The sequence below is a fragment of the Collinsella aerofaciens genome, assembly GCF_015546965.1.
Lineage (GTDB): Bacteria > Actinomycetota > Coriobacteriia > Coriobacteriales > Coriobacteriaceae > Collinsella > Collinsella aerofaciens_X.
The window spans coordinates 81101-97354 of the sequence record NZ_JADMUF010000001.1 but is presented as its reverse complement, the minus strand read 5'-3'; the positions used below and the strand labels follow the sequence as shown (position 1 = coordinate 97354).

The 16254-nt window shown below is 61.5% G+C and carries 8 protein-coding genes; 7 read left to right on the top strand and 1 reads right to left on the bottom strand.

Going from position 1 to position 16254, the window contains the following annotated elements:
• The first annotated feature begins 301 nt into the window (after window positions 1–301).
• The 7 genes from I1M21_RS00410 (at window position 302) to I1M21_RS00380 (ending at window position 14647) form a co-directional block, all read left to right on the top strand.
• Window positions 302–1696, top strand: a complete 1395-nt coding sequence (locus tag I1M21_RS00410) for a uracil-xanthine permease family protein (RefSeq protein WP_055285183.1) — start codon at window positions 302–304, stop codon at window positions 1694–1696.
• Window positions 1697–1891: 195 nt separating this feature from the next.
• Window positions 1892–3247, top strand: coding sequence for a putative aminohydrolase SsnA (gene ssnA / locus I1M21_RS00405; protein ID WP_117802957.1), 1356 nt, complete (start codon window positions 1892–1894; stop codon window positions 3245–3247).
• A 148-nt stretch (window positions 3248–3395) separates the two neighbouring features.
• Complete coding sequence (gene ygfK, locus I1M21_RS00400) at window positions 3396–6395, top strand: putative selenate reductase subunit YgfK (protein ID WP_195191990.1); 3000 nt, start codon at window positions 3396–3398, stop codon at window positions 6393–6395.
• 11 nt (window positions 6396–6406) lie between these two features.
• Window positions 6407–6886, top strand: coding sequence for a 4Fe-4S binding protein (locus I1M21_RS00395; RefSeq protein ID WP_195191989.1), 480 nt, complete (start codon window positions 6407–6409; stop codon window positions 6884–6886).
• A gap of 12 nt (window positions 6887–6898) precedes the next feature.
• A complete protein-coding gene (xdh, locus tag I1M21_RS00390) occupies window positions 6899–9676 on the top strand; it encodes a selenium-dependent xanthine dehydrogenase (RefSeq protein WP_195191988.1) in 2778 nt (925 codons plus the stop codon).
• A 382-nt stretch (window positions 9677–10058) separates the two neighbouring features.
• Window positions 10059–12185, top strand: coding sequence for an efflux RND transporter permease subunit (locus I1M21_RS00385; protein ID WP_195191987.1), 2127 nt, complete (start codon window positions 10059–10061; stop codon window positions 12183–12185).
• Window positions 12186–12217: 32 nt separating this feature from the next.
• Window positions 12218–14647 (top strand): YhgE/Pip domain-containing protein, encoded by a 2430-nt coding sequence (locus I1M21_RS00380; protein ID WP_195191986.1) that lies wholly within the window; start codon window positions 12218–12220, stop codon window positions 14645–14647.
• 602 nt (window positions 14648–15249) lie between these two features.
• On the opposite strand, the gene I1M21_RS00375 is transcribed toward I1M21_RS00380, so the two are convergent.
• A complete protein-coding gene (locus tag I1M21_RS00375) occupies window positions 15250–16248 on the bottom strand; it encodes a hypothetical protein (RefSeq protein ID WP_195191985.1) in 999 nt (332 codons plus the stop codon).
• Window positions 16249–16254 lie beyond the last annotated feature (6 nt).

Genomic DNA, 16254 nt, shown 5'->3' with positions numbered 1-16254 from the left:
GGTAACACGCTGCCCATCATCTCGTATATCCGCAGGTACATTACGTAATGCAGACGAACGGTAGGAATTTAGCGGTAAACGGTTGACCAAAAGAAAAGTTAGATGTTATTTTGACCAGACACTTTCCTGACCTGCGGAAATGCGTTATTTCAGCTGAAGAATAGTCTGATAACAAAAAATTATTATTGAGAATGAGAATCATCTTTAATACGATATGCAATGAAGGCACAACCTCAACCCCGCACTGCGTCACAATAGAGCGTTAGATGCGAAAACAACTACTTCGAGGATTGGTGGTCAAATGACCCAGGAGACGGTTACGAACGGCACTGAAGCCCTGTTCACTCGCGAAGGCATGCCTCCCGTTAAGGAAATGATCCCGTGTGCCCTTCAGCACGTACTGGCATCGTTTGCCGGCATCATTACCCCGGCGGTCATCATGGCCGGCGTCTACGGCTTTAATAGCCAGCAGAGCACCGACATCATCCAGGTCGCGCTCATTCTTTCGGCAATCGATACGGCCCTTCAGGCCTTCGCTCCCTTCCGTCGCATCGGCGGCGGTCTGCCCATCGTCATGGGCGTTTCGTTCGCGTTCCTGCCGGCCCTGCAGGCCATGGGTGCCTCGGGCTTTAGCTTTGGTGCGCTGCTGGGCGGCGAGATCGTCGGCGGCGCCGTCGCGGTCCTCTTTGGTCTGGCTTACAGCAAGATCAAGTGGCTGTTCCCGCCCGTCGTGACCGGTACGGTCATCTTCTCCATTGGCGTCTCTCTTTATCCCACGGCCGTTAAGTACATGGCCGGTGGCATGGGCACGCCTCTGTGGGGCACCCCGCAGGCGTGGTGCGTCGCTCTCATCACCTTCGCCGTGGTCTTTGCGCTCGCCAACTTTGGCAAGGGCACGCTCAAGCTGGGATCCGTGTTCTTTGGCATGATCGTTGGCATGATCGTCTCCATCCCCTTTGGCATGATCGACTTCTCCAGCGTCGCCACCGCTCAGGTCTTCGCCCTTCCCAAGCTCATGCCCTACGCGCTCGAATTTGATCCCGAGGTCTGCATTACCCTCGCCGTCGTGTTCCCCATGGTTGCCATCCAGGTTATCGGTGACGTCTCCGCCGCCTGCCTGGGCTCCATCGACCGTATGCCCACCGAGCGTGAGCTCTCCGGCGCTATCGTGTCCCAGGGCCTCACTTCTATGGTCGGCGGCCTGCTGGGCGGTCTTCCCACCAGCGCCCTTGGCCAGAACGTGGGCATCATCTGCTCCAACAAGGTCGTCAACAAGTGGGTCTTTGTGATCATCGCGGCCGTCTTTGCCATCGCCGGCCTGTTCCCGCAGCTCTCTGCCGTTCTTTCCGCTATCCCGCAGCCCGTCATCGGCGGCGCGACCGTCGGCGTCTTTGGCACCATCACCATGAACGGCGTGCGCATGTTCACCCGCGAGGGCCTCACGCAGCGCACTACCACTATCGTCGGCACCTCCGTCGTCTTTGGCCTGGGTATCTGGATGGCCAGCGGTTGCCTTGCCGGCGAGGGTATGCCCGCCTGGGTGTCCACCGTCATCGGCTCCAATGCCGTAACCCCCACCGCCATCATGGCCATTGTCCTTAACCTGATCCTTCCGCAGACGCCGGTCGTGGCTCAGCACATCGATGCTGCCAAGGACGCTGCCGTGGATCTGGTCTTGCCCGAGAGCAAGAAGTAACCAATTCGGTGCTATTCGTCGGCGGACGCATCGCCTCGTCCGCCGACGCCATGCGGCGCCAAGCCGCACTTCAAAGGGTTTGTCCCTTTGGTGAAGCGTTGACGGGAGAGGGCCCGTTTCCGGTGTAGGCCGGCGCTTCGCACTCCGCCATGTCAGAGGTGTCAAACCCCGCCTCTGATGTTGAAGGGAGCATCCATGCTTCTGGTCGCTAACGGTTCCGTCTTTACCCGCAACGCTCAGACCCCGTTCATTCCAAACGGTGCGGTCGCCATTGACGGAGATACGATCGTCGAAGTGGGCCCCGAGTGCGAGCTCAAGGCCAAGTACCCGGATGCCGAGTACGTCGACGCCCAGGGCAACCTCATCATGCCCGGACTTATCAACTGCCACACCCACATCTACTCGGGTCTGGCCCGCGGCCTTGCCATTAAGGGCTGCAACCCCACCAACTTCCTGGAGAATCTTGAGCAGCAGTGGTGGAAGATTGACGACAACCTGACGCTCGACGGCACCAAGGCAAGCGCCTATGCCACGATTCTGGATTCCATCCGCGATGGCGTTACCACGATCTTCGATCACCATGCGAGCTTCTGCGAGATCCCGGGAAGCCTCTTCACCATTAAGGACGCAGCTCAGGAGCTGGGCATGCGTTCGTGCCTGTGCTACGAGGTCTCCGATCGCCGCGGCCAGGAAAAATGCGACCAGGCCATTGCCGAGAACGCCGAGTTTGCCCAGTGGGCCGCTAAAGAGCGTCGCGATAACGACAACCACATGATCGCCGCCATGTTTGGCGGACATGCCACCTTTACGCTGTCGGACGAGACCATGGACAAGATGGCCGAGGCCAACAATGGTCTGACCGGCTTCCACATCCACGTGTGCGAGGGCATGAACGACGTGTGGGATTCCCGCCTCAACCGCGGCGGCATCAGCCCCGTCGAGCGCCTGCTGCAGCACAACCTGCTGGGTCCCGACACCATGCTGGGCCACTGCATCCACGTGACGCCTGCCGAGATGGATATCGTCAAGGAGTCCGGCACCTGGCTCGTCAACAACCCCGAATCCAATATGGGCAACGCCGTGGGCTGCGCCCCCGTGCTCGAATTCTTCCGCCGCGGCATTCCTGTGTGCATGGGTACCGACGCCTACACCCACGATATGCTCGAGAGCCTTAAGGTCTTCCTGATCATTCAGCGCCACAACGCCGCCATGCCCAACGTGGGCTGGTGCGAGGCTATGACCATGCTGTTCGAGAACAACGCCAAGATGGCGAGCAAGTACTTCGATCGCAAGCTCGGTGTGCTCGAGGCCGGCGCTGCCGCCGACGTCATCGTCATGGACTACAAGCCCTTTACGCCGCTGAGCGAGGAGAATATCGACGGCCACATGCTCTTTGGCATGATGGGCAAAAACTGCCGCACCACCATCATCAACGGCCGCGTCCTGTACAAGGATCGCGAGTTCGTTGGGATTGATGAGGACAAGATCAACGCGTGGACCATGGCTGAGTCCAAGAAGCTCTGGAGCACGCTCAACGATCGCGCCTACTAATTACAAGTAGATTCACGCGCGTCGGATGTTTCGCCGCATCCGACGCGCGTATAGGCGGCCTCCGCGGGGTCGCCGGCGCTGTGCTAGCGCTACACCGTATTTGCGCCCGCCGCGCGGTCTCGCCGGGCGTTACAGAGAGGAGCTCATTATGAGCGACATCATGAGGCCGATCCCGTTTTCGCAGCTGATGAACTGGATCATCGAGGAGCACAAGACCCAGGACGCCATCTTTGGCGTGCGTAAGATGGTCACGACCAACCAGGAGGGCGCGCTCCCCATTTTTGACGAGCGCATCGAGACTCCGTTTGGCCCGGCCGCCGGCCCCAACACGCAGCTGGCCCAGAACATCGTGGCATCCTACGTGGCCGGTTCTCGCTTCTTTGAGCTCAAGACCGTTCAGGTTATGGACGGCGAGGAGCTCTCCAAGTGTGTGAACAAGCCCTGCATCGTGGCGCAGGACGAGTGCTACAACTGCGAGTGGTCGACCGAGCTCGAGGTTCCGCAGGCCTTTGCCGAGTATGTGAAGGCATGGTTCGCCTGCCACCTGATCGCTCGCGAGTACGGCCTGGGCAGCCCGGACGGCTTTGTCTTCAACATGTCCGTGGGTTATGACCTGGAGGGCATCAAGAGCCCCAAGGTCGACGCCTACATCGAGGGCATGAAGGACGCCAGCGGCTCTGACGTCTGGAACGAGTGCCGTGCCTGGGCGTTCGCCAACCTGGACAAGTTTGAGCATGTCGACGCTGCGTTTGTCGAGTCCATCCCGGCACGCGTCTCCAACTCCATCACCGAGTCAACCCTGCACGGCTGCCCGCCCGCCGAGATCGAGCGCATCGCGACCTACCTCATCACCGAGAAGGGCCTCAACACCTACATTAAGTGCAACCCCACGCTGCTGGGCTATGAGTTTGCACGTCAGCGCCTCAACGAGCTGGGCTTTGACTACATCGTCTTCGATGACACGCACTTCCGCGAGGACCTGCAGTGGGTCGACGCCGTGCCCATGTTCGAGCGCCTGATTGCCCTGTGCGCCGAGCGCGGTCTTGAGTTTGGTGTCAAGCTCACCAACACGTTCCCCGTCGACGTGACGAGGAACGAGCTGCCCTCCACCGAGATGTACATGTCCGGCCGTTCGCTGTTCTCGCTGACCATTGAGGCTGCCCGCCGCATTACCGAGCAGTTCGATGGCAAGTTGCGCATCAGCTACTCCGGCGGCGCTACGGTCTACAACATCCGCGCCCTGTATGACGCCGGCATTTGGCCCGTCACCCTGGCGACCGACGTGCTCAAGCCCGGTGGCTACGAGCGCTTTAGCCAGATGGCCGGCGAGTTTACCGACCTGGATGGCAAGCCGTTCGCGGGCATTTCGCTCGAGGCGGTGACCGCGATCCAGACCGATTCGCTCACCAATCCGCTCTACAAGAAGCCGCTGCGCCCGCTACCCGACCGCAAGGTCGCCGGCAAGAGCCCGCTTTCCGACTGCTTTACCACGCCGTGCCGCACGAGCTGCCCCATTCAGCAGGATATTCCCGCCTACCTGGCGGCTGTGGACGAGGGCCGCTACGAGGACGCGCTCAACATCATCATCGAGCGCAACGCCCTGCCGTTCATTACCGGCACCATCTGCCCGCATCCCTGTGGTCGTGCCTGCGAGCGCGCCTTCTACGAGCCCGAGGGCGCCCAGATTCGCGCCAGCAAGCTCAAGGCCGCCCACGAGGCCATGGCAGCCGTGCTGCCCAAGCTGCGCGCCCAGGCTATTGCCAACGACGGCGAGCGCAACGTTGCCGTTATCGGCGGCGGTCCGGCCGGCCTGGCGACGGCGTTCTTCCTGACGCGTGCCGGCGTGCCCGTCACCATCTTCGAGGCCCGCGATTCGCTCGGCGGCGTGGTCCGTCACGTGATTCCCGAGTTTCGCATTGCGAGCGACGATATCTCTCACGATGCCGAGCTCTGCCTGGCCTTTGGTGCCAAGGTGCAGCTTAACGCCCGCGTGGAGTCCATCGACGAGCTCAAGGCTCAGGGCTTTACCGACGTGGTCGTGGCCACTGGTGCCTGGATGCCCGGCTCTGCGGGCCTGGGCGAGGGTGCCGAGCTCGATGTGCTGGAGTTCCTCGAGACCGCCAAGAAGGGCGAGAAGCTCGAGCTGGGCGAGGACGTCGTGGTCATCGGCGCCGGCAACACCGCCATGGATGCTGCCCGCGTGGCCAAGCGCCTGGCTGGTGTGAAGAACGTGCGCCTGGTGTATCGCCGCACCAAGAAGCAGATGCCCGCCGACGAGGAAGAGCTTGATCTTGCTCTTGCCGACGGCGTTGAGTTCTGCGAGCTGCTGGCGCCCAAGGCACTCAACGGCGCCGTGCTGACCTGCGACGTTATGGAGCTTGGCGAGCCGGATGCAAGCGGCCGTCGCAGCCCCGTCGCCACGGGCGAGACCGTCGAGCTTCCCGCCACCACGGTGATCTGCGCCGTGGGCGAGGGCATTGATGCCAGCCTGTACGATGCTGCGGGCGTCGAGCACGACCGTCGCGGCCGCCTTGCCGCCACCTCCACCGGCGTCGAGGGCGTCTGGGCTGCGGGCGACTGCCGCCGCGGTCCGGCCACCGTGGTCGAGGCTATCGCCGACGCCGCCGAGGTTGCCCGTGCCATCGCCGGCGTTGACTTTAACAAGTACGCCGACCAGAATGCTCAGGCCGGTCGCGAGGACACCTGCTACGAGCGCAAGGGGTCGCTGTGCCGCGACAAGCGCAACTGCACCAAGACTCGCTGCCTGGGCTGCGGCTCGGTGTGCGAGGTCTGCTGCGACGTGTGTCCCAACCGCGCCAACGTGGCAATTAAGGTGCCGGGTCTGGCTAAGCATCAGGTCGTCCACGTCGATGGCATGTGCAACGAGTGCGGCAACTGCGCCGTGTTCTGCCCCTACCAGGAGGGTCGTCCCTACAAGGACAAGCTCACCCTGTTCTGGAGCGAGCAGGACATGGAGAACTCCGAGAACGAGGGCTTCCTGGCCGTGGACGAGGACCACTTTAAGGTCCGCGTCGCCGGCACGGTCCGCACCATCTCGGTCGATGCCGTCAACACCGGTCTGCCTGAGGCCGTCCGCCTGACCATCAGGGCTGTGCGCGACAACTATTCGTACCTTCTTAAGAAATAGGCGAGTCTCTTATGGCCAAATCCATTCAACATAACGTGGCCTACGTTGCCTGCGGAAGCGGTTGCGCCTCCGCAGGCGGCGACGCCCGCTGCAGCGAAGGCTGCATTGGCTGTGGCGCCTGCGTCACGACCTGCCCTCATGGTGCCATTGCGCTGGTCGACGGCGTCGCCCGCGTGGACCGCTCCAAGTGCACGGGCTGTGGCCTGTGCGGTATGGCGTGCCCACAGCGCGTGATTGCCTTTGTTCCCGGCTATCAGAACATTCTGGTGCGCTGTAACAACACCGATAAGGGCGCCATTGCCCGCAAGATCTGCGACACGAGCTGCATCGGTTGCGGCATGTGCGCCAAAAGGTGCCCCGCCGGCGCTATCCGCATCGAGGACAACTGCGCCCATATCGATGGCGCGGATTGCTTGTCGTGCGGCATGTGCGCCGTCGTCTGCCCGCATGGCGCCATCCACGACCGCACCGGCATCGCCGCCGGCGTGTAGAAGGGAATCGCCATGGCACAGGAATTCACTTTTACCGTTAACGGCGTGGAGCGCACGACGACGCAGAACAAGCCGCTGCTGCGTTACCTGCGCGACGACCTGCATATTCATTCTGCCAAGGACGGCTGCTCCGAGGGCGCGTGCGGTACCTGCACCATTCACGTGGATGGTGCGGCCGTCAAGGCCTGCGTACTGACCACCGCTCTTGCCGCCGGTCGCAACATCGTGACCGTCGAGGGCCTGCCCGAGGACGTGCGCGAGGCCTTTGTGTACGCCTTTGGCGCCGTGGGCGCCGTGCAGTGCGGTTTTTGCATCCCCGGCATGGTCATGGCGGGCGCGGCGCTCATCGCCGAGGACCCCGAGCCCACCGAGGAGCAGATCAAGTACGCCATCCGCGGTAACGTCTGCCGCTGCACCGGCTACAAAAAGATTATCGAGGGCATCTCGCTGGCCGCTGCGGTGCTCCGCGGCGAAAAGCAGATCGACGAGGACTTGGAACGCGGCGATGACTACGGCGTGGGTAAGCGCGCCTTCCGTATCGACGTGCGCAAGAAGGTGCTCGGCGAGGGCAAGTACCCCGACGACATCGACGAGATCGACCAGCCGGGCCTGACCTATGCCAGCGCCGTGCGCTCCAAGTATCCGCGCGCCCGTGTGCTCTCCATCGATACCTCCAAGGCCGAGGCCCTGCCCGGTGTGGTGGGCATCCTGCGCGCCGAGGACGTGCCGGTCAACCAGGTCGGCCACCTTATCCAGGACTGGGACGTCATGATCGCCCAGGGCGATATCACCCGCTGCGTGGGTGACGCCATTGTGCTAGTTGTCGCCGAGGACGAGGCGACGCTCGAGAAGGCCAAGAAGCTCGTAAAGATCGATTACGAGCCGCTGGAGCCCGTGCGCAACATCGCCGAGGCCAAGGCCGCCGACGCCCCGCGCCTGCACGACAGCTTCTTTGCTTTTGGCAACACGGTGGAGCTCAAGGACAACGTGTGCCAGAGCCGTCACGTGACGCGCGGCGACGCCGCCAAGGCGCTGGCGGAGAGCGCGTTCACCGTGACGCAGCGCTTTACCACGCCCTTTACCGAGCATGCCTTCTTGGAGCCCGAGTGCGCCGTCGCCTTCCCGTACAAGAACGGCGTCAAGGTGCAGTCGACCGACCAGGGCGCCTACGACACGCGCAAAGAGTGTGCCCACATGTTTGGCTGGGATAGCGAGCCCGAGCGTGTGGTCGTCGAGACCATGCTCGTGGGTGGCGGCTTTGGCGGCAAGGAGGACGTGTCCATCCAGCACCTGGCCGCGCTCGCCGCGTATAAGTTCCAGCGTCCTGTGAAGTGCAAGCTCACGCGTGCCGAGTCGCTTGCGTTCCATCCCAAGCGCCATGCCATGGACGGCACCTTTACGCTGGGTTGCGACGCCGAGGGCAACTTTACCGGCCTGGATTGCGAGATCAACTTTGATACCGGCGCCTACGCTTCGCTGTGCGGCCCGGTGCTCGAGCGCGCCTGCACGCATGCCGTCGGCCCCTACAAGTACCAGAACACCGACATTCGCGGCTTTGGCTACTACACCAATAATCCGCCCGCCGGCGCGTACCGCGGCTTTGGCGTTTGCCAGTCCGAGTTTGCACTCGAGAGCTTGATCGACCTGCTTGCCGAGAAGGTCGGCCTGGATCCGTGGGAGATCCGTTACCGAAACGCCATCGAGCCGGGAGAGGTTTTGCCCAACGGCCAGATCGCCGACTGCTCCACGGCGCTGAAGGAGACGCTGCTCGAGGTCAAGGATGCCTACTACGCGCATCCCGGGCATGCCGGTATCGCCTGCGCCATGAAGAACGCCGGCGTGGGCGTGGGCCTGCCCGATGCCGGCCGCTGCAAGATTCGCGTCGAGAACGGCGTGGCCGTGGTCTATGCCGCCACGTCCGACATCGGCCAGGGCTGCAACACGGTCTTTTTGCAGGACGTTGCCGAGGCCTGCGGTCTGCCGCTGAGTTGCATTGCCAACGGCGAGTGCTCCACCGAGAACGCTCCCGACTCCGGTACCACGTCTGGCTCGCGTCAGACGGTCGTGACCGGCGAGGCCGTGCGCGGTGCCGCCTTCCTGCTGCGCGATGCTATGGTTGGCATCGAGGCTGGCAAGCCTGCGCCCGATGCTCCCGTGAGCGCGCATGGCGACGGCGTCAAGATCGAGTACGACGACGGTCGCGCCTATCAGCTGCACACACAGGAACTCGTCGCCGGCCAGGGTATGCATCCTCAAGATCCCGCTGCCGCCATCAAGGCGCTCGAGGGCTGCGAGTTTGGCTACGTGTACCTGGAGCCGACCGACAAGCTGGGCGCCGACGTTCCCAACCCCAAGAGCCACATCTGCTACGGCTTTGCCACGCATGTGGTCATTCTGGATGATGACGGTCGCGTGAGCGAGGTCTATGCTGCGCACGATTCCGGCAAGGTGGTCAACCCCATCTCCATCCAGGGTCAGATCGAAGGCGGCGTGCTCATGGGGATGGGCTATGCGCTTACCGAGGACTGGCCGCTCAAGGACTGCGTACCCCAGGCAAGGTACGGTACGCTCGGGCTGTTCCGTGCGCCCGAGATTCCGGATATCCACGCCATCTACGTGGAGAAGGACGAGCTGCTGCCCGTGGCATACGGCGGCAAGGGCATCGGCGAGATCGCAACGATCCCCACGGCGCCCGCCGTGCAGAACGCCTGCCGTGCATTCGACGGCAAGCTGCGCCCGGATCTGCCCATGGTGGATACGCCATACAGCCGCGCCCGCAACCGCGGGTAGGGTAGAGCGCGGACGGTCTTTGTTGACGGGCCGCACGCGCTCAACTTCAACTGCATACGCTGTGCCTTTGGCCCCGGCTTCCGTGCGAGCCGGGGCCTTTTGTTTGCCGAGCGAGGGCTGCCGATCGGAAAGCGCATCCCACAATTCGACTTTAGAACGGGACGCGCTTTCCCAACGGGGCCCCAAGCGGAAACTGCATCCCGGAATCTGGCTCCAAAACGGGATGCACTTTCCGAACTGCTTCTGCAGCGGCTGTTTTGGCTCCGGGACCGCGTCAATCGCATATCTTTATGGCGCCTTTATCCTACACATGTTGTATAACTATCAAATGTGGAATATAACAAAGAACAAAACATAGGCTGAGCGTTATGGAGGATTGAGGTTGAAAGAGAAGCTATTTCGATGGGTCGTGAAGCACCGCAAACCCATCATCGCGTTCTATGCGGTGGCAGCACTGGTATGCCTGTTCCTGCGCCAGTTTGTAGGCGTTAACTACGACATTACGAGCTATCTGCCCGACGAAGCGGCGTCGACCGTCGCTCTGAATACCATGGGTGATGAGTTTGAGGGCGACATTCCCAACTGTCGCGTTATGGTGCCCAATGTCTCGATCGCTCAGGCGCTCAAATACAAGGACAAAATCAAAAAGGTCGACGGCGTCGAGGAGGTCCTATGGCTTGACGACGCGGCAGATATCGATCAGCCGCTTGCCACGCAAGACAAAGACACCGTTGAGACCTATTACAAAAAGAACAACGCCCTGTTTACGGTGACGGTTAATTCCGAAAAGGAGATCGAGGCAACCGACGCTATCCGAGATATCGTGGGCGACGAGGGCGCCATTACGGGCTCGGCCATGTCTAACGCGCTCGCCACCACATCGACCGAGCAGCAGATCAGCATTATCACGGTCGCTGTCATAGCGATTATCTTCGTGATTCTGGTCATCACGACTACCAGCTGGGCCGAACCCATCCTGGTACTGCTGGGCCTGGGCGTCTCGGTGTTTATCAACTGGGGCACCAACCTCATCTTTGGCGAGATTAGCTTTGTCACCAACTCTGCGGGCTCCATTTTGCAGGTTGCCATCGCGCTGGACTTCTCGGTCTTTTTGCTGCACCGCTTTAACGAGGAGCGTGGCCGCCACGGCAGCGTTGCCGAAGACATGGTGCAGTCATGCTGCCTGTCCTCGGTCGCCGTGTTTTCGAGCGGTTGCACGGTCTGCATCGGCTTTATCGCGCTTGCCGCCATGCAGTTTAAGATCGGCCCCGACCTTGGTCTTGCCCTTGCAAAGGGTATCGCCATCAGCCTGGTATCGGTCTTTACCTTTGTTCCTTCGATGTTCGTTCAGTTCGATGGCTTTGTGCAAAAATCGCAGCACAGGCCCTTTGTCCCGCCGCTGGGTAAGTTCGCCCGTCTGGTGCTCAAGGTCTGTATCCCCGCTGCCGTCGTGATCCTCGCCGTGGTTTACCCTGCGCGTGTGGCATCGACCTCCAGCGATATCACGTACTACTACGGCACTTCGCACATTTTTGGTTCGGATACGCGGCTTGGTCAGGATATGGACAAGGTCAAGGAGGTCTTTGGCAACTCCGATACCTACGTTGTGCTCGTTCCCCGTGGAGAGGTGAGCGAGGAGCAGGCACTCTCCAATGAGCTCAAGGCGCTCCCCGAGGTCAAGTCCATCCAGAGCTATGTTGACGTTGCGAGTCCCTATATCCCCACGGGCATGGCCGAAAAGGACACGCTCGATCTGGTGGAGGGAGAGCACTACAGCCGTTTGGTGCTCACGGTTACCGCGCCCTACGAGGGTCCGAGTACATTTAAGCTGGTCAAGAAGATTCGTTGTATCGCGGACAAACATTATCCGGGTAAGGCAATGCTCGCCGGCGAGGGCGTGAGCACCACCGACCTTAAGGACACCATCACCGTCGATAAGGGCAAGGTCGACCTCATCGCCGTCGTGGCCGTGTTCGCGGTCTTGCTGCTGGCCACCAAGTCGCTGAGCCTGCCGATCATCTTGGTGCTCGTGATTGAGACCTCGATCTGGATTAACTTTGCTGCACCGCTCTACACCGGTATGCATGAGTTCTTCCTCGCCTACTTAATTGTGAGCTCCATCCAGCTGGGCGTTGCCGTCGACTACGGCATCCTGATTGCTGACCGTTATCGTGAGGACCGCGTGACCATGCATAAGCGCGAAGCGCTACTCGAGACCATGGAAGCTTGCACGATTCCTGTTTTGACCTCTGGATCGGTTCTGCTGATTAGCGGCTTCTTGATCCATGCGATCTCGAGCCACGGCGTGCTCAAGCAGATCGGCTGGTTCCTGGGCGTCGGCGTGAGCATCTCCCTGGTCGCCGTACTCTTTGCGTTGCCGGGCTTCTTGTATGTGCTCGATGGCCTCATCGGCAAGACCACACTCAAAGCTCATTTTTTGCCCAAGGATGCCCAGAATCCGGTTTCGGACACCACCGAGGCATCGGATGCGGATGGCTCCGCTCAGTAACGTTTTACAAAGCAGTTGGAAGGAATACCGCAATGCATACCCATACCACTGATACCGCTTCGACAGAGCTCGAAGCCCAACGCGATCTTGTACGTCGTCCCCGCAAGCGCATCGCCGCGCTCGCTCTTGCCGCCGGTCTGACCGTGGCCCTTGCCGTTCCCGGCGCCGTTGTGTTCGCCGACGGCGTAGGGTCGACGAGCGCTGCCTCGGCTACGAGTGAACAGTCGGCGATGGGCTCCGATAACAGCACGCCGGGTTATAAGAAAAACCAGGTCATATACGTCAAAACCGATGCCGACGGCAATCGCACAGGTGTTTACGTGGTCAATAGCTTCGAGGCCAATAAGGGCGTCAAGATCGACGATGCCGGCACCTATAACAAAGTGACCAATCTATCGACGACTCAAAAGCTAACGGACGACGGCGGGTCGGTTGCCGTTACGGGCCAGGGAACGCAGGACTTTGTCTACCAGGGCGATCTGGACAAGAACACTCAGATGCCGTGGAACGTCACCGTGGCATACCAGCTCGATGGCCGCGATATCGACGCCAAGGATTTGGCGGGCAAGAGCGGCAAGCTCACCATGAAGCTCAAGGTCGAAAAGAACGAGGGCTATACCGGTGGCGATTATGCCGATAACTACCTGGTTCAGATTACCGGTCAGCTTAAGGATGCCGAGGCACACGATATTGAGGCTGAGGGCGCCACGGTTGCTGCTAACGGCTCCAACACGCAGCTTACCTACATGGTGATTCCCGGCAGCACCGGAGACTACACCATTACGACCGATGTTGAGGATTTTGAGTTTGATGGCTGGCAGATTGTCGGCGTGCCGCTGAATCTTGCCATCGACGTGGACTCGAGCAGCATGGATACGAGCCAGCTCGTGGAGCTCTCCAACGGTATCGCTACGGCCAACAGCGGTGCTGGCCAGGTTGCCGACGGTGCCAAGACGCTTGCGGCCTCGCTTGCCACGGCCAATACCGGTGCCGGTACGCTGTCCAGTGGCGCCGCTGCGCTTGCGGCGGGTACGAGTCAGCTCAACGCGCAGGTCCCCACGCTGGTCGAAGGCGTGAACAGCCTTAATGCCGGTGCCGATGGGGTTAATGCCGGCGCAGCGCAGCTTAAGGGTGGTGCGTCCGATCTTTCGGCGGGCCTTTCCAAGCTGCAGGGGAGCGCACAGCAGATCTCGGGCGGCATAAGTGGAATTGCCGCTGGGTCCGATACGTACGTCGACGCGCTGACGCTGGGCAAGCAGGCTCAGGAGGCAAACCTTGCCAAAGCGCAGGCTGCGGCTAAGACGGCCCAGGACGCTGTGACCGCTACGTCGGGCAACGCCTACAGCGCGCTGTACGGGCCGCATGGTCTTACGGTGGCGCTCAGCGGCGAGGGGCAGTACCTTGCCGGTGCACAGCAGGCGCTCGGCGGGGCAAAGCAGGCCGCGAGCGCCATGGGCAACGATGCGGCAAAGGCTAACGCCGAGAGCGCAAAGGCTGGCGCCGAGAGCGCCGCTGCATCTATTGCCGCTGCCAAGGCGGCGGTCGCCGATGCTCAGGCCGCGCTGGATAAAGCGGCCGATCTCGACTCCGCCAAGGCTGCGGCAGCCAAGCTAAGCGAGGCTACGACACAGCTGGATGCCGCCACCGCAAGTGCCGGCAGTGCCGCTACCAGCGCTGGTGCCGCCGCCACGGCGGCATCGAGCGCCGATGCGACGGGTCTTACCGCGCTTCTCGATTCCGCATCCAATGCCGTTGCGGGCGCGCAGGGTCTTAACACGCAGGCGTCGAAGGGTCTTGAGGGTGCCGAGCCCATGTTTGGCACGCTTACCGATCAGGTTACGACTTTGGCCCAGGCGGCCGGCGCCCAGGGCGGCGCTCAGGGTGCCGTCACCGCGCTCGATAGCGCCATTCAGGGCTACACCACTGTTCAGGATGGCCAACAGCTGAGCCTGGCTGGAGCCATCGCCTATATGAACAGCGCGATCAACCCGGCAAACCCCACGGCCGTGAACCCCGGTCTTGTCGCCGGTGTTGGCTTTGCAGCAACGGGCGCGAGCCAGCTGAGCGATGGCGCCACGGTCCTTGCCGCGGGCACCGATCAGCTTGCTGCGGGCGCACAGCAGCTCAACGGCGCCACGCCCGCGCTTGCCAACGGCGTTTCGCAGCTCAACAACGGTGCGGCGCAGCTCAAGACGGGTGCTGCGAGCCTTGCCAGCGGCATGAATCTCCTCTCCTCGGGTGCGGGTACGCTTGCCAGCGGCGCATCCGAGCTCGGCAACGGCATGCAGGAGCTTACCGACCGAACGAGCAATCTCGATACTCAGGTCATCGACACCGTTAAGGACAAGATCGAGGAAATGCTCAACCCCAGCTTTACGCCGACGGACTTTGTTAACGGCGAGCAGGGCGGACATATTAATCGCGTACAGTTTGTCTATATGACGGGCGCGATTAGCAAGTAGGCAGCCGCGCCCTTGTGGCGATTGGCGTCGATAGTAAGTTATGAGGGGAGGGGCCGTCGGGCATTGTCTCGGCAGCCCCTCTTTGCTGTCAGCGGCCGCTTCGCGTCTTTGCAGAAGCTGTACCGCAGGATTTGTGTTTGGAAGGAGACGCGCTTTCTGCAAGGGGTGGAGCGCGGAAAGCATGTCCCGGATTTGATGCTCGGAACGGGATGAGCTTTCCGGATCGGACCCCAAGCGGAAAGCGCGTCCCGTTTCGGGGCTTCAGAATGGGACGCACTTTCCCGATGGGGCCCTAGCGGAAACTGCGACCCGGAATTCGCGCTCAGAATGGGATGCGCTTTCCCTTTGGAGCCCTCGGCGGAAACTGCATTCCGGAATTGGCCTCCAAAGTGGGATACGCTTTCCGCCGGGCATGTCATCTGGAAGATGCATCCCAGTTTGAGCGCCTATTCTGGGATGCGCTTTCCGCTAGGCGTGACATCCGGAAGGCACATCCCGGTTTGGGCGTTCGAACTGGGACGGATTTTCCGCTGGCGCGGCTGTTGGGAAAGCAGGTCCCAGATTGGCGAGATGCAGCGCGGCGATATGCGGCTCAACAGCCCCTACAGCTCTACGTCGTTAAGCCATGTCGGCAACGTGGTTTGCCTGACGCCTGCGGTCTGCAGCTTTTTCGCGAGCACTCCTGCCGAGCGGACGTCGCTCATGGTAAAGCGGACGAGCGGATGGCCGTAAATCGATAGGTGCGCCTCGCGCTGCCGTTCGGCAACAAGCACCTCGGCCGTGGTTTGCCCTACAAGTATGGTCTGGTCGGTGTACTTGATGAGTCCGTCGAGTTCGCCCAGCGTCAGCTCTTTTGCCTGGCGCTCCCAGGCAAAGTCCGTTCGCATGGATTTGGTCGAATCGAAGGGGTCGCACAGCTCGTATTGAAGCCGGTCGGGTGCAAAGCCGGTCTCGATCATGATAGCTCGGGCTACCGATTCTCCGCCGCTCTCGGCGCGTGCGTCAGCATATTGGAGTGTAGTGAGGGCCGTAGCGACGGCGCGCCCGTTGCGAGCGCCCGCCCGTTTTTCAACCTCTTCCATCAAGCGCCCTTGCGTAAGGCCGAGCTTTGAGATCGCCGAATCGGCAATGGGCATGCCGTCGGCAAAACCGGTTTGTAGCAGGCAATCTGTCACCGTTTGAATGGGTGGTGTTATCGATATACCGCCTTGGTTTATTGCGCTGACAGGCTCAATCTGGTGTCGCTGAATCCGCGTTCCAGGACGAGCCGATGGCTTTGTCGAGCTACAGACATGCACGACGTTCAGATGTCGCCACGAAACTTCGAGGCTCAGCAGGCACGCGGCAGAGTACGAACAGAATGTCCAATCGGGATGGGCGATCGCAAGGGCACGGATAATCTCGCCGTGACGTTGCGCCGGGTTGAGCTCTTCCCAGCGCGCTTTGCGCGCGAACAGTCCCGGCATGGGCGAGACAACCGTGCTGCCGGTGCGCCGCAGCAGCGCTTTTCGGATTGCCGTGCTCGGGGGAATTAGGCACCGTCCCTCCTGCTCGGCTTGGGTCAACAGCTGGTCGATACGTTGGTCGTTGCTATGCGACATGGGCTA

What these genes read in the sequence shown, in the direction of transcription:
- I1M21_RS00410 (WP_055285183.1), top strand. Translation starts at nt 302, where the DNA reads ATGACCCAGGAGACGGTTACGAACGGCACTGAAGCCCTGTTCACTCGC.
- ssnA (WP_117802957.1), top strand. Translation starts at nt 1,892, where the DNA reads ATGCTTCTGGTCGCTAACGGTTCCGTCTTTACCCGCAACGCTCAGACC.
- ygfK (WP_195191990.1), top strand. Translation starts at nt 3,396, where the DNA reads ATGAGCGACATCATGAGGCCGATCCCGTTTTCGCAGCTGATGAACTGG.
- I1M21_RS00395 (WP_195191989.1), top strand. Translation starts at nt 6,407, where the DNA reads ATGGCCAAATCCATTCAACATAACGTGGCCTACGTTGCCTGCGGAAGC.
- xdh (WP_195191988.1), top strand. Translation starts at nt 6,899, where the DNA reads ATGGCACAGGAATTCACTTTTACCGTTAACGGCGTGGAGCGCACGACG.
- I1M21_RS00380 (WP_195191986.1), top strand. Translation starts at nt 12,218, where the DNA reads ATGCATACCCATACCACTGATACCGCTTCGACAGAGCTCGAAGCCCAA.
- I1M21_RS00375 (WP_195191985.1), bottom strand. Translation starts at nt 16,248, where the DNA reads ATGTCGCATAGCAACGACCAACGTATCGACCAGCTGTTGACCCAAGCC.